Origin of the sequence: Siphonobacter curvatus (assembly GCF_002943425.1) — a bacterium.
Lineage (GTDB): Bacteria > Bacteroidota > Bacteroidia > Cytophagales > Spirosomataceae > Siphonobacter > Siphonobacter curvatus.
Window position 1 is genome coordinate 142,542 of the sequence record NZ_PTRA01000001.1, and the last position, 19,518, is coordinate 162,059.

Annotated in this window: 12 protein-coding genes; 7 read left to right on the forward strand and 5 right to left on the reverse strand. The window is 47.4% G+C overall.

Features of this window, described 5'->3' with window-relative positions:
* Positions 1-9 precede the first annotated feature (9 nt).
* Complete coding sequence (locus C5O19_RS00560; protein WP_165795905.1) at positions 10-3,255, forward strand: VCBS repeat-containing protein; 3,246 nt, start codon at positions 10-12, stop codon at positions 3,253-3,255.
* Between the two features lie 252 nt (positions 3,256-3,507).
* On the opposite strand, the gene C5O19_RS00565 is transcribed toward C5O19_RS00560, so the two are convergent.
* The gene (locus C5O19_RS00565) at positions 3,508-5,793 is read right to left on the reverse strand and encodes a transglycosylase domain-containing protein (RefSeq protein ID WP_104709455.1); all 2,286 of its coding nucleotides are present in this window, start codon (positions 5,791-5,793) and stop codon (positions 3,508-3,510) included.
* 431 nt (positions 5,794-6,224) lie between these two features.
* On the opposite strand from C5O19_RS00565, the gene C5O19_RS00570 reads away from it, so the two are divergent.
* Both C5O19_RS00570 and C5O19_RS00575 read left to right on the forward strand, forming a co-directional pair.
* Positions 6,225-6,878, forward strand: coding sequence for a hypothetical protein (locus C5O19_RS00570; protein WP_104709456.1), 654 nt, complete (start codon positions 6,225-6,227; stop codon positions 6,876-6,878).
* A 234-nt stretch (positions 6,879-7,112) separates the two neighbouring features.
* Positions 7,113-9,551, forward strand: a complete 2,439-nt coding sequence (locus C5O19_RS00575) for a TonB-dependent receptor plug domain-containing protein (protein ID WP_104709457.1) — start codon at positions 7,113-7,115, stop codon at positions 9,549-9,551.
* A 40-nt stretch (positions 9,552-9,591) separates the two neighbouring features.
* Here C5O19_RS00575 and C5O19_RS00580 read toward each other — a convergent pair whose 3' ends face one another.
* Complete coding sequence (locus C5O19_RS00580; protein WP_104709458.1) at positions 9,592-10,254, reverse strand: thiamine diphosphokinase; 663 nt, start codon at positions 10,252-10,254, stop codon at positions 9,592-9,594.
* A gap of 77 nt (positions 10,255-10,331) precedes the next feature.
* On the opposite strand from C5O19_RS00580, the gene C5O19_RS00585 reads away from it, so the two are divergent.
* From C5O19_RS00585 to lptC, 3 genes are read left to right on the forward strand one after another with little or no spacing between them, the layout of a single operon-like run.
* The gene (locus tag C5O19_RS00585) at positions 10,332-11,069 is read left to right on the forward strand and encodes a type III pantothenate kinase (RefSeq protein ID WP_243406294.1); all 738 of its coding nucleotides are present in this window, start codon (positions 10,332-10,334) and stop codon (positions 11,067-11,069) included.
* Positions 11,062-12,366 carry a hypothetical protein gene (locus C5O19_RS00590; RefSeq protein WP_104709459.1) on the forward strand — a complete coding sequence of 435 codons (1,305 nt, stop codon included), beginning with the start codon at positions 11,062-11,064 and terminating at the stop codon, positions 12,364-12,366. Before C5O19_RS00585 ends, C5O19_RS00590 begins: the two co-directional genes overlap by 8 nt.
* Before the next feature lie 12 nt (positions 12,367-12,378).
* Positions 12,379-12,924, forward strand: a complete 546-nt coding sequence (gene lptC / locus C5O19_RS00595) for an LPS export ABC transporter periplasmic protein LptC (protein ID WP_133163283.1) — start codon at positions 12,379-12,381, stop codon at positions 12,922-12,924.
* Between the two features lie 2 nt (positions 12,925-12,926).
* On the opposite strand, the gene C5O19_RS00600 is transcribed toward lptC, so the two are convergent.
* Positions 12,927-13,343, reverse strand: coding sequence for a c-type cytochrome (locus C5O19_RS00600; RefSeq protein WP_243406295.1), 417 nt, complete (start codon positions 13,341-13,343; stop codon positions 12,927-12,929).
* 395 nt (positions 13,344-13,738) lie between these two features.
* On the opposite strand from C5O19_RS00600, the gene C5O19_RS00605 reads away from it, so the two are divergent.
* On the forward strand, positions 13,739-15,562 hold the full coding sequence (locus C5O19_RS00605; protein WP_104709462.1) for an ABC transporter ATP-binding protein: 1,824 nt from the start codon (positions 13,739-13,741) through the stop codon (positions 15,560-15,562).
* Positions 15,563-15,628: 66 nt separating this feature from the next.
* Here C5O19_RS00605 and trmB read toward each other — a convergent pair whose 3' ends face one another.
* Positions 15,629-16,357 (reverse strand): tRNA (guanosine(46)-N7)-methyltransferase TrmB, encoded by a 729-nt coding sequence (gene trmB / locus C5O19_RS00610; RefSeq protein WP_104709463.1) that lies wholly within the window; start codon positions 16,355-16,357, stop codon positions 15,629-15,631.
* Between the two features lie 83 nt (positions 16,358-16,440).
* Positions 16,441-19,365, reverse strand: a complete 2,925-nt coding sequence (locus C5O19_RS00615) for a DEAD/DEAH box helicase (protein ID WP_104709464.1) — start codon at positions 19,363-19,365, stop codon at positions 16,441-16,443.
* Positions 19,366-19,518 lie beyond the last annotated feature (153 nt).

Genomic DNA, 19,518 nt, shown 5'->3' on the forward strand with positions numbered 1-19,518 from the left:
CGATTACGCATGAAGTACTGGATTTTCGGATGTTTGCTGGTGTTCCTCGTTGCTTGTCAACGCTCGGAACGGAAGCCGGCGTACGTTGCTCCCGAAAATCCCGTATTCGTTCATCTTTCCACCGCGGCTACGGGGCTTGATTTCCGGAATCAACTTCCCCGCCTGGATAGCCTGTATCTGGATTTTCCCGCCGATTCGGCCCGTCAGGAAAACTTCCTGCGTCTGGCCGAACGCCTGTTAGGTGCGGGTGGCGTGGGAGCCGGAGACTTGAACAATGATGGTTTACCCGATCTTTTCTTCACGGCCAGTGACGGAAAAAACCGCTTGTACCTTAACCGGGGCGGCTGGCGGTTTGAGGACGTAACCGAAGCAGCAGGTCTTACTGGTAATGGTCAGTGGAGTGCGGGGGTATCGCTGGCGGATGTGAACGCTGATGGCTGGCTCGATTTGTACGTCTGTCATTTTGGAGCAAATGCCCGAAACGAATTGTTTATTCATTCCGGAACATTGAGTGATCAGGGCGTTCCCATTTTCACGGAACAGGCTCAGCAGCTAGGTTTACAGAACGAACGGCAGGCTGTACAGGCCGTTTTCTTTGATTATGATCTGGATGGCGATCTCGATTGTCTGGTTGCGAATAATTTTCAGGCGAGTCCGGATTCTACGAAGGAATGGCCTAATGGCCCAGATCGACTGTATCAGAATGAAAAGGGAGTTTTTATAGACGTTTCTGAGAAAGCAGGGTTTCGCTCGGCACGCTTCAGCACGGGTATCGCTGTCGCCGATTTCAACGGAGATCAGTGGCCAGACGTCGCTCTTTCGCGGGATTTTCCTGAAAACGACGTAAGCTATATCAATCAGCAGAAAGGATCATTTGCAGAAACGTATCCCTTTGCTCATACGCCCGAGCGAAGTCTGGGGCTAGCCGCCGCCGATTTGGATAACGATGCCTATACCGATCTCTTTACCGCGTCCGTACTCTCAGACGATGCCATCCGTCGCCGTACGCAGGCACGATTCGGCAACAATCAGCGGGCTTTGCCGACGGTAGGTCACAATACGCTGCAACGGAATGAAGGACAATTTTCCGAGCGGGCTTGGCTGTCGGGTGTGGCGGCTACCGATGTCAGTCATAGTGGGTTGATTCTGGATTTGGATACCGATGGCTGGAAAGATCTCTTTGTCCCTAATGGACTGATGCGGGATACGCGTAATCTCGATTTTCTCGAAAAGCTTTCTAAAGCCGGCAGTCGGCTTTCCCTGAAAACACTGCTTCGGATGATGCCCTCTGTCACGCAGTCGAGTTTCGCTTTCCTGAATCAAAAAGATTTTGCCTTTGAAAATCAGGCCATTCGACTGGGTTTGGGTGAACCCAGTTTTTCAAACGGAGCTGCTTATGCTGATGTAGATAACGACGGTGATCTGGATTTGATCATTAATCAGATGGGCAAACCCGCCAGTCTGTACCGCAACGATTTCGACGAAGCACAAAAAATACAGTCGCTGAAAATCAAGTTTAAAGGTCCTGCGGGCAATCCCTTTGGCTACGGAGCCGAAATCCGGGTGTTTACGGGTGAGTTACAGCAAAAATTTAGTTTACAGCCCAATCAGGGGTACCAGTCGAGTCAGGAGCCTATTTTGCAGGTGGGATTAGGCTCGGCCCAACAGGCCGATTCCATCGTAGTCTATTGGCCGGGTTTTAAAATGCAAGTGCTACGGGCCGTAACGGCGAATCAGACACTGGTTATGGAGGCTAGCGAAGCCCGGGATAAAGTGGGCTCAACCGTACCGAAAACGAACCGGATGTTAACGGACGTTACTGCAGAACTCTTTCCGAAGGAAATCCGCCATCAGGAAGATTCTTTTGATGATCTATTGAGCCAGCCGTACCTGCCCCGTACCTTATCAAAAGAAGGCCCTAAACTAGCCCAGGGTGATGTGAATGGAGACGGACTCATTGACGTTTTTCTAACGGGTGTGCAGGGACAGGCCGGACAATTACTTTTGCAAACCTCAAAGGGTACGTTTCTCCCTAGTAATCAACCCGCTTTTCTGGAAAATCAGTACCGGGAAGAAGTAGCAGCTCTTTTTCTTGATGTGGAAGGCGACAAGGACTTGGATTTAGTAGTAGCCTCGGGTGGAAACCAATCCGCCGATAGCTCCTGGGTTCGATTGTACCTGAATGATGGAAAAGGAAACTTTACACTGGCTACTAATCAGATGCCTACGGTATCACTCAATGCTTCGTGTCTGGCAGCGGCGGATTTTGATAAAGATGGCGATCTGGACCTGTTCGTCGGTGCCCGGAGTGTACCAGGATCGTACGGCGTCACTCCCAAAAGTTATCTGTTTCGGAATGAAAAAGGGGTGTTCAAAGAAGATACACCCGAAATACTCAGCCGAATCGGACTGGTGACGGATGCCACCTGGCAGGATTTGGATTCGGATGGAATGCCCGATCTGGTCGTTGTAGGGGAGTGGATGCCCATTACGATTTTTTATAACCGGAGGGGTAAGTTTACGTATTCGCACAACCAGACGATTCCAAACTCAGAAGGCTGGTGGACGGCTCTGCAAAAGGCCGATCTGGACGGCGATGGGGATATGGATTTTGTGGTGGGGAACTGGGGGCTAAACTCCGAGTACAAAGCTTCCTATGAGAGACCCTTGTACTTGCAAATCAACGATTTTGACCGTAATAACAGCATCGATGCCTTACTGACATTGGCTGAAAGGGATGGTGAGCAATACCCGCTGGATACGAAAGATGAATGGAAACAACAGCTACCCGGCTGGAATTCGCCTTTTCCTTCAAACAGTGCATTTGCTGAAAAATCTTTCCATCAGCTTATTACTAATGCCCAACGGCGAGGTACGCTGGAGAAAAAAGCGGTTGAATTCCGATCGTCGGTGCTCATCAATGAAGGGCGAGGTAATTTCACCTTACGACCGCTACCGTCGGTGGCTCAACAAAGTCCCGTATTTGCCATTGCCATTCACGATTTTACGAAAGACGGTAAACCCGATATTTTGCTGGGTGGAAACCTTTGGGGTATGCCTCCCACTAGAGGTCGTCTGGATGCAAGTCGAGGAACCCTGCTGGTTCAAGACTCTTCCCTAATTTTCAAAGAGCATCACGCGGGCAAAGGCTTTTTCAACGGACAGGTTCGTGGCTTTACCTTGGTAAGCGTACAGCAGAAGTACCGTTTGTTCGTAGGGAGAAACAAAGGTAAACTTCAGGCTTTTGCCTTTTAAGCAAGAACTTTCACTTTAAACTCAAGGCATTAGTCGATAAAAAGTACTAGGTAAGTCGCAAAAGGTAGAAGGCTTATTTAAAAAAGTATATAAAAAGTTGGCTTTTATTTTGAAATGGAAAGTTAACTGGATAAAATTGTAGGATTTTTGAACAAAACCTGTTGATATATTTAGGGTCTACCCCAAGCGACACCTACTAACAAACAAAAGAAGCGACTCTTCAAGAGCCGCTTCTTTTGTATTACTGATTTCTTACAGAAGTTCGCCATCCGCAGGCCGCTTTTCGTTAGGGATCACAATGGTCGAATCGCCGTACGAACGATCTCCGAAAGGATTGTCACAGACTTTGTCATTCGCTGGCTTCTTGAACGGAATTTTCTGAAGGCCAATCGAACGATCGGCATACACGCGGTTCATGTACTTGGCCCAGGCGGGCAAAGCCATTCGACCACCCTGGCCTAAAGCACCCGTCCGGAAGTGAATCGAGCGTTCGTCGCCGCCTACCCATACACCCGTCACGAGTCCTTGCGTAACGCCCATGAACCAACCATCGGAGTAGTTTGACGTAGTCCCCGTCTTTCCACCAATCTGATTGTTCTGGCCGCAAGGCTCCCGATTCAGGCGGGCGGAAGTACCACCGGGTTCCTGGGTAGCTCCCTGAAGCATGTATACCATTCGCCAGGCCGTTTCGGGGCTTAGGGCATCGTGCGTAGTGGCTTCAAATTTCCGGAGTACGTTGCCGTAGCGGTCTTCAATTCGTAAAATGGTCTGGGGTTCATCCCAGGCTACGCCGCCATTTACGAACGTTGAATAGGCGTTTACCATTTCGAATAGGTTCACGTCGGATGTGCCTAAACAAATGGTTACATCTTTAGGAACTGGTGATTTTACGCCAAGTCGATGGGCGTATTCAATAATCGTTTCTGCCCCAAATTTCTTCATTAACTGAACCGAAATCGTGTTGACCGATTTGGCAATGGCCTGTCGAAGCGTCATACTGCGGCCTGAAGCACCCCCATCGTAGTTTTTAGGACACCAGTTACCGATACAGGTGGCAACGTCTTCCACCATATCGCAGGGGGTATATCCTTTGTCGATAGCCGTGGCGTATACGAAAGGTTTAAACGAAGAACCCGGCTGGCGACGCGATTGCTTGACGTGATCGAACTTAAAGTACTTAAAGTTGATACCACCTACCCAGGCTTTCACTTGACCCGTATTCGGATCTTCTGACATCATCCCGATGTGCATGAACCGCTTGTAGTAGCGAATGGAATCCAGGGGGGTCATGGTGGTATCGCGTTCGCCGCGGTAGGAGAAAATTCGCATCCGAACGGGCGTATTCAATCCTTTCCAGATTTTTTCCTTGTCGTCGCCGAAACTTTGTTTCAGGGTCCGGTAGCGTTCCGTACGGGGAGCAATACGGTTCTCGATAAAGCCTTTCAACTCGCGTCCCCCTTCATCTACCCAAGGATTTCGACCCTTCCAGTGAGCATTGAAGAGTCGCTGTTGTTCCTGAATGTGTTCCATACAGGCATCTTCGGCGTGGCGTTGCATCCGCGAATCAATCGTAACGTGAATTTTGAGTCCGCTCGTGTACAGATCTAAGGGATCATCACTGGAACGTTGCCGGTTGAGTTCTTCAATTTCCTGCAACAGTCGATCCCGCATAACCGCAATGAAATACGGAGCCTGATTACTATTGTGGTTGAGGGATTTTAATCGCAAAGCAATAGGGTCGGCCTGATAACCTTCGTACTGCGAGGGGCTTAGAAAGCCGTAATGCACCATTTGTTGCATTACAATATTGCGACGGTTTTTAGAAGCCTCCGGGTGCATCCGCGGATTAAAGCGATCCGGGTTCTGACACATCCCTACCAGTACCGCAGCTTCTTCCACCGACAATTGCGAAGGCTCTTTACTGAAATAGTGCAGGGAAGCCGTACGAATTCCGTAGGCATTGTCGCTGAACTCAACCGTATTGAGGTACATCTGCATGATTTCCTGCTTGGTGTACCGGCGTTCCAGCTGAATGGCTGTAATCCATTCTTTCGTTTTAATAATCAGAAGCTTAACCAGCGGTACATCGCCCAAAATCCCTTTGTAGCGTTCACTGCGGGCTTCAAACAGGTTTTTTACCAACTGTTGCGTCAGCGTACTACCACCCCCGGCTTTCCCCATACCGGCAACCGATCGACCAATCCCTCTCGGATCAATCCCCGAGTGCTTAACGAAACGAACGTCCTCCGTAGCAATGAGGGCATTAATAACATTGGGAGAGATGTCCTGTAATTCGACCGGGCTGCGGTTTTCCAGAAAGTAACTACCCAGTACGACACCGTCAGACGATATAATTTCTGAGGCTAGCTCATTCCGTGGGTTATCCAACTGTTTCAGGCTAGGCATGCCGCCGAACAGATTGAACAGATTGAAGTAGACGGCCAGAATATATAAAAAGAAGGATCCTAAAGCAACAAGCGTAAACCGCCAGATCTGACGGATCATTTGCTTATAAGGACCCGGAAGCAACTTAAACATAGCAATGAGAAAGGTGTATAATTACAAAGGTGCAAAGGAACCAGCGGAAGACCAAGGATGTCTTGCAAGGTTCAACGCTGGGTAGGGGTTTACTCGTATAAATTGCCGGGATTAAACGAGTCTTTTTGTACTCGCCTCGCGGCTCCTGCAAACAAGCAACGGTAAAATTCAGGTTTTTACGGGGGCACGACTGAAAAAAAATGTCTTGTTTCGCCCTTGAGACGAATCTTGTGGTACGGGACTGAATTCAACTGGGGAATTGGCCTCGTTTTGTTCCTACATCGTTTTGTTGCCTTCCGGCTACCGGAGTAAAACGGCAGGCTTTAACCAGGGGTAACGTCCATAAAATTACTAGTACAGTAACTAATAAAATGTAATACCTGCGTATCTTGAATTCCGTACGGTCCTTAACCAAAACCTCCTGATAGATTATGTATACCTTTCGCTTACTGCTTGCCTTGGGCATAACTGTAGCTACACACACCGGCTTTGCCCAGTTCAATAACTCTCCAATGCTGAACTCCCCCGGCAGAGTCAATGAATACCAAGCTCTGGAGTATGACAATCAACCGTATTTGAACAAAGAATTTAAGCCGGGGATCGTTCGTCTGGCTGATGGACGAGTATATCAGGGACAACTTAATTTCAATGCGTATACGGGTCAGCCGGAGCAATTAATGAAAGGGGTTGCTTACACGATTGAAATGCTGATCAAAGAGTTCCGGTTGGGTGACAGTACCGTGATTTTTCGTAGTGGTTTTGCCCCCGTAGATAAGCAGAATGCAAACTCTTTCTACCAAGTGCTGTATGATGGAAAAACTAAACTACTGGAATATCATTACGCTAAGACGCAGGAATTGAAAAAATTTAATGATGCCAACGTTCACATTAAGTTTAACCTGGATACGGATCATTATCTGGTTAAAACGGATGGATCATTAGTACGGATCAAACGGGATAAGAAGAGCATACTGGCGGCTTTAAAGGATAAAGCGTCGGAGATGGAAGCGTACTTTAGTAAGCAACCCAAGCTGGGAAATTGGCAGGAAGTAAGCCAGGCTATTGCTTATTACGATGGTCTGTAAGAGAGCAGTAAAAATATAAAAAATCCCTTCCTCAGAGAAAAAGGGATTTTTGAACAAAACCTAATACAATTACTTCTATATACAAGAGTAGCATTTAGCTGATTTATACTCTTTTTTTAATTAAAAAAAATTAAAAATTTTCAACTTTTATCAAAATATTCCATTTAATATTCTTTTTGTAATAAAAAAATCAGCTTTAATTTCGGTTTCAACCCCTCCTAACCTTACCTACTTATGCGATACTTGATTCCCGCGTTTACGGGTTTGGGCCTGTTACTGGCCTTCACTGCCGAAGACGTATTAACTCGAATCGTAAATCGCTTTAATGCTTACCAGCGGGAATTTCCTCAGGAAAAAGTATATATCCACTGCGACCGACCCTATTATGCGTTGGGCGAAACCATTTGGTTTAAAGGATATTTGTTTGATGCGGCTAGCCATCGGACGGATACGGTAAGCCGGGTGTTGTACGTGGATTTAATCAGGAATGGAAAAACGCTCTTGCAAAAACGTTTTCTTCCCAACGAAGGCATGGCAACGGGTGATTTTTATCTGGCCGATACGCTTCAGGAAGGCCAATATCAGATTCGGGCTTACACCAACTGGATGCGGAATTTCGATGAAGACTTCTTTTTTACCCGGGAATTTCAGGTGTATCAGCCTACCGTTACCGAACGAAATGTAGTTCAGGCCAAGGAAGAGTGTTCGATACAATTTTTTCCGGAAGGTGGCGATCTGGTACAGGATATTGAATCTCGGGTTGGATTTAAAGCCATTAATCAGTCGGGAAGGAGTGTTGCCATACAAGGAGTGATTTTGGAGAACGACAAGGATACGGTTACCGCTTTTCAGTCCGAACACCTGGGGATGGGTCGATTTATGATGACTCCTCAGGCGGGGAAAACGTACACGGCGATAGTCAAACACGGTACAAGCACTCAACGCGTCCCTTTACCCAACGTTCAGCCCCAGGGTCACGTACTAATTGTCGATAATCTGTCGAATAAAGACATGATTCGGGTCTTTATATTCAATCAGTTGCCTGCTACTGAAGCCAACAAAGAACTATACATTGTTGCCCAAATGCGGGGAGAAATATTGTTTGTAGCCAAGGGTACAACGGGCAAGAAAACGTTTGTCGCCAATGTACCGCGGGTCAAGTTTACGGAAGAAGGGATTGTACAGTTTACGCTTTTCGGAGCGAATGCCGAACCACTCGCTGAGCGTTTGGCCTACGTTCGTCAGCCCAATAGTGTACTCAGTCTTGAGTTAAAAACGGATAAAGCCGCGTACAAACCCCGCGAAAAAGTAACCCTGGATTTTGAAGCCAAAGATGCCGCGGGCCGACCTGTACTCGGTGATTTTTCACTAACGGTAACGGATGCCGGGCAAGTAACGCCGGAGCGATACCCGCAAACGCTGGTTTCGTATCTGTTGATGAGTTCAGATTTGAAGGGCTTCATCGAAGAACCGGGGTATTATTTCGATCCACAAAATCCAAATGCAGTTTTACACCTGGATTTTTTGATGATGACGCAGGGCTGGCGACGCTTTAACTGGAAACAGATTCTGACAGAAGAACCGAAAAACCCCGCGTATTGGGTGGAGCAGGGACTATCGCTCACTGGTAAAGTTACCCGACCTAACGGTAAAATTCTGGAGAAGAAGGGCATCAACGTCACCTTATTTATGACCCCGCCCCGTCAGGCTCCCGTGTTGGAAGCTGTATCCGCTGAAGCCGATGGCTCTTATGCGTTCCATAATTTGTACTTTGGTGATTCAGTGAAAGTGATGGTACAAGCCGTTGCCGGTAAAAATGACCGCAATCTAAGCGTTACGTTGCACGGGTTTCCTCAACCTACGGTACGACTAACCAAAACGCCTTTTCAACCCGTTGATATGCAGGCAGAAGCGTTTGCTGAATACTTGAGCCGGGCGAATGAAAACCTGCAGATCGAACGGCAATTTCGGCTCGACAAAGCACGCTTACTCAAAGAAATAACGGTGAAAGCCCGACGGCCGGAAGATATGGATGGCCGTAAAATCTACGGTCATGCCGATGCGACGGTTAAGTTCGACCAGATGAATTCGTCCGGAGCTACCTCGATATTTCAGGTTCTTCAGGGGCGAGTAGCTGGTTTGAACATTACAGGCGGTGGAATGGATTATACGGTACAGATTCGCGGAGCTATGAATTTTTCTGGCGTGGTGGAGCCGTTGTTTGTACTGGATGGTATGCCGGTGGATAAACAAACTGTGGCTACGATTCCGCCCACGGAGGTGGATTATGTGGACGTACTCAAAGGAGCATCGGCCGCCATTTATGGCTCGCGGGCTTCGGGAGGGGTAATCTCGATTTTAACCAAACGCGGCAATACGACGTACGACTGGTCGAAGGAAGCGGTACCCGGACAATTGGTACGGATGCTGGACGGGTACGCCAAAGTACGAGAGTTCTATTCGCCGGATTACAGCGTGGATGCCCCCGAGAACTTACGACCCGACTACCGTTCGACGCTATACTGGAATCCGCACGTACAAACGGACGAAAATGGGAAGGCTCGGGTAACGTTTTATAATACCGATCACGCTACCCAGATTCAGGCTCAGCTGGAAGGAGCTTGTTCCGACGGTCGGGTAGGGGCGACGAAGGTGAGCTACCGCGTTCAGTAAGATTTTTCGTAAAGACGTCCTGAAGGGGCGTTTTTACTATTTAATCCCAACATTCCATCAATAGTAAATCCCCCGATTCGTACGAAATCTTGACCATGCCGTCCTGAGCGGCTTCGTTGCTACTACCCGTACGATAACCAATTTGCAACGATTCGTTAAACAGATTGTACGTTAACCCTTCGGTACGAATACCTGCCACGGTACCCACGGGGATGAGCGAAAGCGGCGTATGGGCCGTATACCATTTTTCGTAGTGATAATCGAGCAGGAAAATACGAGAATGGTCATCCAATAGGACCACTTTGATCTGATCGCGTACCCGGACGATGTTCGTAATGTTGGTGATCGTGTGATCGGCCCGACGACCAGTCGCCCAGACCACGTTTACGGCTTCGTGACCCCGTTCGACGAGGAAATCAAAGGCTTTTTCCAGATCGGTTTTGTTCTGGTCAGGTGTATGGACGAACTCAATGGGATACTGAGCCTGGCGAATTTCGTCGAGGTTAATATCCCGGTCAAAATCTCCCAACAGTACATCGACCTTAATGCCCAATTCCAGTACACGTTTAATGGCTCCGTCCAATACGACTACTAGGGGCGACCATTCCAGCAATTGGGCCAGTAATTCCCAACTACAGGCTTCGCCATTGGCAATAACCAAGGCTGGTTCCTGTTTTTCGCGGATGATATGATGAGAAGACACCGGATTATTTTGAGTTTCGGGATTCTGGTTTGAAGTTCGCGTTGCGATTCGCAAAGATGCCTAACAAAGCTTAAAACTTGAAATCAGAAACGTACGCTCTGGCCATTGATCTGGGTAATACTTACGCCAAAACCGGCCTTTTTACGGCGGATGGACATTTGGAGGAAACGCATTGGAATTTTACCATACCGGAATTGCTGGAGTATGTTCGCGAACGCAATCCCGTTCGGGTGGTCCTGTCTTCCACGGGGCATGCGGAAGATAAAATACGTAGCTGGTTCGCCTTTCTGCCTTCCCCGATCCTCTGGCTTACTCCCCAAACGCCCGTACCGTTAATTAAACGGTATGATACACCCCATACCTTGGGAGCCGACCGCGTAGCGGCAGCCATTGGAGCTCGGCACTTGTTTCCTGACCGTAATGCAGTAGTCATCGATATGGGTACCTGTATCACGTACGATTACGTAGATACGGAAAATAATTTTCACGGCGGCCTGATTTCTCCGGGGCTCCGTATGCGATTTAAGGCCATGCATTCGTTTACCCAACGATTACCTCTGGTAGAAGTACCCGAGACCTTTCCACCCCTAGTTGGCAAGAGCACCATTCACGCCATGCAAAGTGGTGTTTTATACGGGCTAATCGCCGAAGTACAGGGCCTCATCGAACAATACCGTAGTATTTATCCTGATTTTCAAGTCATTTTGTGTGGAGGGGATGCTCCTCTGTTTGAATCTCGACTGAAAGAACCGATATTTGCAGCCCCCGAACTGGTCCTGCTGGGCCTATACCGAATTTTAAACTATAATGTCTAAAAAGTCAATCATTACCCGCCTTCAGTCATCCGTTAGCCGCTCGTTTGGGGCAGTACTGGTTTTTTCCGGACTCTGTTCATTACAAGCAGTGGGTCAGGGCTTGGGTAATACGCCCTATTCTACGTACGGTATTGGGGAAAGATTTAGTGATGCATTTGCAGGTCAGCAGATGATGGGTGGGGCGGGCGTAAGTTATTCCAATGGCTTATTTATCAATAATTTAAATCCAGCACTGATTGCCCGTAACCGTATTACGACGCTTGAAGTCGGTACGCTTATCCAGTCGAAGCAGTTGAAAGAGGGCAATCTTCAGCAAAATGTAGTGGGGGGAAACCTAAATTATCTGGCAATGGCTTTTCCCATCAACAGTCGCTGGACCTCCAGTATCAACTACATGCCCTATAGTTACCTGGATTATAATAACCGTCGATTCAACACCATTCCCGGTGAACTTTTTTCCTCGTTAACCGAGTACAAAGGGTCAGGGGGGATGAATAAAGTATCCTTCGTTAACGGCTTTCGTGTCTATAAGAACCTGTACGCGGGGGTATCGGCTTCGTACCTGTTCGGAAATCTAACGCGGGAAGTTTCTACGCAAACCTTACGGGGCGATGGGAACGACTATACGCTGCTCTTTACGGACATTGATCAACAACGTAATTTCCTCTTTAAGGGAGGACTGGCATACCGCTTTAAATTCAGCGACAAACGGTATCTTAACATTGGGGGCTCTTACGATTTACCCACGCGGCTACGGACAACACGGGTAAGTACGCAATCCACCCTTTTGGGCGAAAACCCTATTGCCGCTAGTGATACACTAAGTTATAATAGCCGCGGACGCGTTACGGTGCCGGGAGGTTATCGGGTGGGTTTAACGTTTGAAAATCCTTATCGACTTGCCGTTACGGCTGATTTCGCCATGCAGCAATGGTCAAACTATCGGGATTTCAACCGTAATAACCAAAATATGCAGGATAGCTACCAGATCAGTGCAGGTCTGGAGTATACCCCCAACGTAGTATCATCCACGTACTGGAATCGCATCCCTTACCGTTTTGGTCTCAATTTTAGTCAAATGCCTTACAGTGTTCGTGGTCAGCGGATTCACGAAGCCAGCCTTTCCATCGGTATGGGTTTACCGCTGACGAAAGTAGGTCTTTCGGATGCGAACCTTGGCCTTACGGTAGGTCAGCGGGGAAAAGAAGGTACGGGCATTATCAAGGAACAATTCTTTCGGATTAATCTTGGTTTCACCATCAGCGACCAGTGGTTCTACCGTCAGGTGGTCGATTAGTTGATCGAAGCCATGAGACAAGTAACGCTTTTTCTTACCTGTATTTTGTTGAGTGCATTTGGATTAATGGCCTGTGAAGAAAAACAGGTTGTTAGTTCAAAGCCCTATACCGGGCCTCAACAGGAAACGTACGATGTACAAGTAGTATACAGCGATTCGGGGCACAAAGTGATCCGTATGGTAACGCCCGTTCAGTTGGATTTGCTAACGGGCGATCGGATCTTTCCCAAAGAGATCCGACTGTATTTTTACGATAAAGCCGGTACCGAACATACCTGGCTTCGGGCGGATTCTGGCCGTTACATTCGGATGCAGAATCTGTATCGCATGATCGGACACGTGAAAATTGAAAACCGGATTAAGCAGGAAACTCTCGAAACGGACGAGCTGTTCTGGAGCCCCGATCGGAAACGTATCTATACAGATCGACCCGTAACCAGCCGAACCCCCACCGGGGTTACCAACGGTACGGGGCTGGTGGCTACGCAGGACTTTAAGCAATATGGTCTGGGAAAAGTACGTAATAGCCAGATGCAGGTGAATGATCTTCCTGAGTAAGGCTAAGGGCACTTTGTCAACGCTTTCTCAACCTCGGTTACATCCGTAATCTTCTTTTCATTACCCCATTCATTGTACAAAAAGGTAGTCAATACGGCTAGGTCCAGGGCTTTTAGTGCCGTATTACCGGGCATGGGCTGGCGATACAGCTTTCCGTTTACGCGTAGCGGATGTTGAAAACCATTCCGCATGCCACAGATGACAAGGGCTTTATTGGAGGCCGTAAGAAAATCGGAGCCAGCCAGCGGTGGATACAGATTAGCCATTCCTTCACCTTGAGTCTGATGGCAATTCATGCAGCTCTTCTTGTACAGATCAAATCCTTCGGCTACGTATTGCTGCCGTTTAATTTCTTCTTCCGACTGACAAGCGGTTAATCCTAGTAGGGCTGAAAAGAGAACGTATACGAACGTTTTCAAGGTTTTTTCGAAGTACATGGCTGGGCAATAAGTGATAAAGGGATTAACCACAAAAGAATTCGAAATTAGCTAAAAGCGTTTGATGGGCCGCTATCGGGTTTTCGCTGTACCTATAGTAAAGAGCAAAAAGAGGATCAGAAGGATTGAATAGTTAGGGAGAAAGTCAGCATTTACTTCATTTTTAGAGGCTTAATGATAACTATACTAGCTTTCCTGAGAACGTAGTTTTACGCTTCCACCGAGAAAATTATTTAATCTTTATCTCGTCTAAAGTATTCCTAAAAGCGAACGGCCCCTACTTTTGTACAAGTAGAACCGACTATTGACACAAATTCCGCCGCCGTATAATCATAACGTTGCTTATTCTTTTGAGCAGGTTATTTTTGGTAACATAGATGAAAACATATTTACGCCTTTTACAGTACGCACAGCCCTTAGGTCGGTTTGTGATTCCCTATCTGATCTGTTCGTTGCTGGGGAGTCTCTTTGGAATTCTCAATTTCGCATTGATCGGCCCCTTGCTAGGCGTACTCTTTGATGTACAACCCGCAGCGGTTGTGGCCCGGCCCACTTTTGAATGGGAGCCCCAGTACTTCATTGATTTGTTTAAGTACTACCTCTACGATGCAACTACCAATCACGGTAAACTGGCCGCCCTGCGATTTGTCTGCGTAGTAATCATCAGCTCGGTTTTTCTATCGAATATCTTTCGTTACCTGTCGAGTCGGGTCATTGAAAAAATGCGGGGTTCTACCATTACGAATCTCCGTTCAGCCGTGTTCGAACGAATCATCAGTCTGCACTTGGGTTTTTTTAACAATGAACGCAAAGGAGATTTGATGGCTCGCCTGACGACGGACATTCTGGAAGTAGAAGGTTCGATTGGTCGGGCTTTTGGGGCCATTTTCAAGGAAATCATCTTATTGATTGGTTACTTTATTACGCTATTTTATCTATCGGTAGAACTGACCTTGTTCTCCCTGGTCGTCATTCCCCTGTCCGGAGCCATCATTGGTTTGCTGAGTAAACGCCTGAAAGAACACGCCATTGAAGTTCAGCTGACCATGGCTAATATTCTGAGCGTAATCGAAGAGACCTTTGGCGGGGTTCGGGTCGTAAAGGGCTTTAACGCCGAACGGTTTATCGGGGAGAAATTTGACCGCGAAAACCGGAAGTATTACCGCGTCTGGCGGAACATGATTTATCGGCAGGAAATGGCTTCACCGCTTTCGGAGTTACTGGGCGTATGCGTCGTGGCGGGCATTCTGTTGTATGGTGGGGGGTTAGTACTTTCCGGACAATCGGGCATGGATGCCAAGGATTTCATTGCCTACATTGTACTGTTTTCACAGGTTACCCGACCGGCCAAGGAAATTTCCAATTCCATTTCAGGGATGCAACGTGGAAAAGCTTCAGCGGATCGCATTTTCCGGTTGATGGATACGCCGCGACTGATCGAGGACCAACCCAACGCGACTGTACTGAAAGATTTTCAGCAGGGTATTGAGGTACAAAACATCACCTTCGCGTATCAGGAAGATCGGAACGTAATAAAAAACATTTCCTTCTCCATTCCGAAAGGTCAAACGGTGGCTTTAGTCGGTTCATCAGGCAGTGGGAAATCAACGATTGCTGACCTGATTCCGCGATTTTTCGATGTAGCGGGCGGTCAGATTCTGATCGATGGTATGGATATTCGGCAGGTGACACAGCAATCGTTACGAAATTTGATGGGAATCGTAACGCAGGAATCCATTCTCTTCAACGATACGATTTTTAATAATATCTCCTTTGGTATTAACGCTACGCCCGAGCAGGTAGAAGAAGCCGCCCGCATTGCCAACGCCCATGAGTTTATCATTCAAACGCCCGAGGGCTATCAAACCACAATTGGCGATCGGGGAAGTAAGCTTTCGGGAGGTCAGCGGCAACGTATTTCCATTGCCCGGGCTATCTTGAAAAATCCACCGATCTTGATTCTGGACGAAGCAACGTCTGCACTGGATACGGAATCAGAAAAACTAGTACAGGAAGCCTTGACCCGACTGATGAAAAACCGGACGACGCTAGTGATTGCTCACCGCCTGAGTACTATTCAGCACGCCGATCAAATTCTGGTATTACAGCACGGGGAGATTATCGAACAAGGCACGCACCTTGAATTATTGGAGCAGAAAGAAGGGATGTACCGCCGTCTAAGTATGATGCAGGGCGTATAAGCATCTTAAAAAGAAAAGAGCGGCGGGCCATGAGGCTCGTCGCTCTTTTCTTTTTAAGATGCTTGCTTATTCCGAAATACTAACGGTTACTTCGGTTTCATCCATCATTAAGGCCTGCTCTTCGGCTTCCGTAAGCTTGGGCGTCAGATTGCAACTGAGATATTTAATGCTGTACCCTTGCTCGTAAAATAGAGTTTCGTACCTGGTTTTAATACCAAAGTGCCGCATGTTGAGTTCGGATTGATATAAATCCCGGGTATAAATCAGGTTTTCACAACCGAAGGCTTGGAGGGTTTCAAGGGTATAATCAAACAGACTATCGCTATCCGTTTTCAGGTGGAAGATACCGCCTTCCTTGAGCATACTGGCGTACATACGTAGAAAACGAGGATGCGTGAGCCGACGTTTAATATCCCGATTACGGGGCCGTGGATCCGGAAACGTAACCCAGAGTTCATCCACTTCGTTAGGAGCAAAGTATAGTTCTACATCCTGTACGATGGTTCGGAGAAAACCGATGTTGGTGAGCCCTGCATGGATAGCCTGCTTACTGCCGCGAGCCATGCGGTCGCCTTTCATATCCACACCAACGAAATTCTTGTCCGGGAATACCTTTCCCAGTCCTACCGTATATTCACCCTTACCACATCCAATCTCTACAATCAGTGGATTTTCATTCTTGAAAAACTGGTCATGCCAGTGGCCTTTGATGGCGTAAAATAAGGGCTTGGGTGGCTCCAGCACGTTATCGGTCTGGGCGTTATGAGCAAAAAAATGGAGTTTTTGACGTGACACGACTACCTGTAAGTTTAACCTTACAAAGGTAGAGAATACCATAAAATTAGAACGAAAAATATTCAATCAGAGGGAGTTACTCCTTACTCCAGCAGCGACAGTACATCCTCCTTCGAGAGGGATTTTACAAAAGTATCTTCGGTCGTAATTAGTTCGCTGGCTAATCGTTGTTTGGAATGTTGAAGAGCCAGAATCTTTTCCTCCACCGTATTCTGAGAAATGAATTTATACGTAAACACGGTTTTATCCTGCCCAATTCGGTGAGCCCGGTCAATGGCCTGAGCTTCAATGGCCGGATTCCACCAGGGATCCAGAATGAACACATAGTCGGCTGCGGTAAGGTTTAAACCCAAGCCCCCTGCCTTGAGTGAAATCAAGAAAATAGGAACCTGTTCATTCGTCTGGAATAGCTCGACCTGCCCCTGTCGGTCTTGCGTATTGCCGTCCAGGTACGCATAAGGAAACCCGCGTTCTTCCAGTTCGGACTTGACCAGATCCAGGTGTTTAACGAATTGGCTGAAGATGAGTATCTTGTGTTTTTCGCCGACTACGGTTTCAATTTTTGCCAGTACTTCTTCCAATTTTCCCGAACTGAACTCGTATTCAGAATCCACCATTCTCGGGTGATTCGCCAGCTGACGCAAACGCGTAAGACCTTGAAGCACGACCATCTGGGATTTAGCAATTCCTTCTTCTTCAATGTGCTGAAGAATCATGTTGCGGTAGTACGACTTCGCTTCTTCGTAGGCTTTTTCCTGCTCCTCCGACATCGCACAGTACTGAATAGATTCTACTTTTTCGGGAAGCTCCGTGGCTACCTGCGACTTATGCCTCCGCAGCATAAACGGCTTGATGATACTGTAAAGCCGCTGCGTTTTCTTTTCATCGCCCCGCTTTTCAATAGGAATCTGAAATTCGTTCCGAAAAAAGGATTGACTACCCAGCAGGCCCGGATTAACAAAGTTCATTTGGCTCCACAAATCCATCGTACTGTTTTCCAACGGGGTACCACTCAGAATGAGTCGAAACCGACTTTGCAGCAGTGACAAGGCCTTGGAAATATTAGAACCGGGGTTTTTAATAGCCTGCGATTCATCCAGAATGATGTAGTGAAACGGATAACGTTGGAGCAACTCCACATCAATCCGCACAATGCCGTACGAGGTTAATACAATATCGTACTGATTAAACAGGTCGATGTTTTTTTCACGGTACGTGCCGGTATACACCAGGACGCGTAGCATGGGAGTAAACTTCTTAATTTCCAGTTGCCAGTTGTATAGCAAAGACGTGGGCATGACAATCAGTGACGCTTCTTTCGCCCCGTTTTCGTACTGCGATTGCAGCAGCGACAAGGTTTGTAGAGTCTTTCCCAGACCCATATCATCGGCCAGGCAACCCCCAAACTGGTACTGATTCAGGAAGCGGAGCCAGTCGTAGCCAGCTTTCTGGTAAGGACGAAGGGTACCGTTGAGTCCTTGGGGCAACGGATATGCTTCAATCTCCTCGAAATCCCGTAGTTTTTCGAGCTTTCGGTTAATGATAGTAGCGGCCAGGCTTTCCTCCTGTAGCTCCTGTACTAGCGAAATGTGGTGTTTATGAAGGATCAGATGATCCTCGTCGTCATGGTCATTAGCAAAGGCGAACAGCTCAGAGTACTGCGAAAACCAGGATTCGGGAATGACGGCAACCTCGCCATTAGGCAGCGTAAACTCCCGTTTTTTATCCAGAATTAACTGTTTAAGTTGTAGGAAAGGAATTTCATACTCACCAAACCGCACGACTGCGAAGATGTCAAACCAGTCACGGTTTTCGTGTATGGAAAGCTGCAGGGACGAATAGCCGAGAAAATACCGTTTGCTGTCGGTTGGACTCTGACTAATGACAAAACCCTGTTCGAGCAGCGGCTCGTAATGATCCTGAATCCAGGAAAAAGCTTCCGCCTTTGGCAGTACGGCCTGCCCATTTCGTAAATGCAGATTTCGCTCCCGTAACATCCGTATGGTTTCCTTTTCCCGAGGAATGTCCCGCTGAATTTTATGGAAAATATACTCGTCCTCGCGAGTCTCCATACTCACGTTAGCCGAAGCCGTAAAGCTGTCGAATCGGAAACTATGATCGCCGTAATTAAATGATAAGGTAAGCGTTACATCGGTGTCCGTTGCTACTGCTGAAGACGCCGAAGAACCCGCCGTAGCCGATTCAATAAAGTTTTCGCTCAGGTTTAGTTGGGGTATGGGACGAAAAGATTCCGAACGGATTTCAAAGCCTTTTGCGTATACGTCAAAGAGTGTAATTAGAGAAGAAACAAACTTGCGGTAATAGTCCTCTTCAATGCTTTTAGGAATGACAATAAACTTTTTATGAAAAAAGGGTTTTAGCTTTTTGCCATCAACGGCTGGCTTGAAATGGTACAACTTCGCATCCAACAAAAGCCAGGCCGGATCTTCGCCCAGTAAGATCGCGTCGCGATGCTGGAACTCCACTTTTACTCCCTGATGCCGAATAGTTGGATAATAGTGCGTATTGTCGGCATTCCGCATGACATGAAAACGTACCGAAGCGGGTTCGGTCGGAATGGTTACTTCTTCACGAATCGGATTGCCATCGTTGCCCATAATGAAGACGCGTTTGTCGACTAAGAGCGGACAAATCTTGGCCCGGTGGCTTTCAATGTAGTTACAGATGGAATCCTGAACGTTTTTATCGCCTTTGTTTTTATCGAAGACTTTGAGAAAGAAATCAGTAGGGGTCGTTTTCTTCGAGCTGAATTTTTTAATCACTACTTCCTGCTGAATAGCATCGATGAGTTTTACTAACTCAAAATCAGTATCGTCCAGCCGTTCAGCAAACTCATTGATATTCTTGGAGGAAATGGATTGATGCAGAAGGGTAAGTTCACCGCGATCATTCAGCTGGACAATAAACGGTTCCCAAAGATAGCCTAGGTACTCGTGCTGATAGAGCGAGTAGATGAGACAAAACGGTTGGGAGGTAGCAACTTTCATAAGTTTAAAGCGGGAAGGTCCGCTGATCAATTCGTGTATACCTATCCCAAAACGTGAGTTTAAGGGAATAGGAATCGAGGTACGGAATGATGCAATTTTTGGAAGGGGAACGGATTCAGTTTTGCGGAAATGAAGCAAAACGGTTCTCAATCC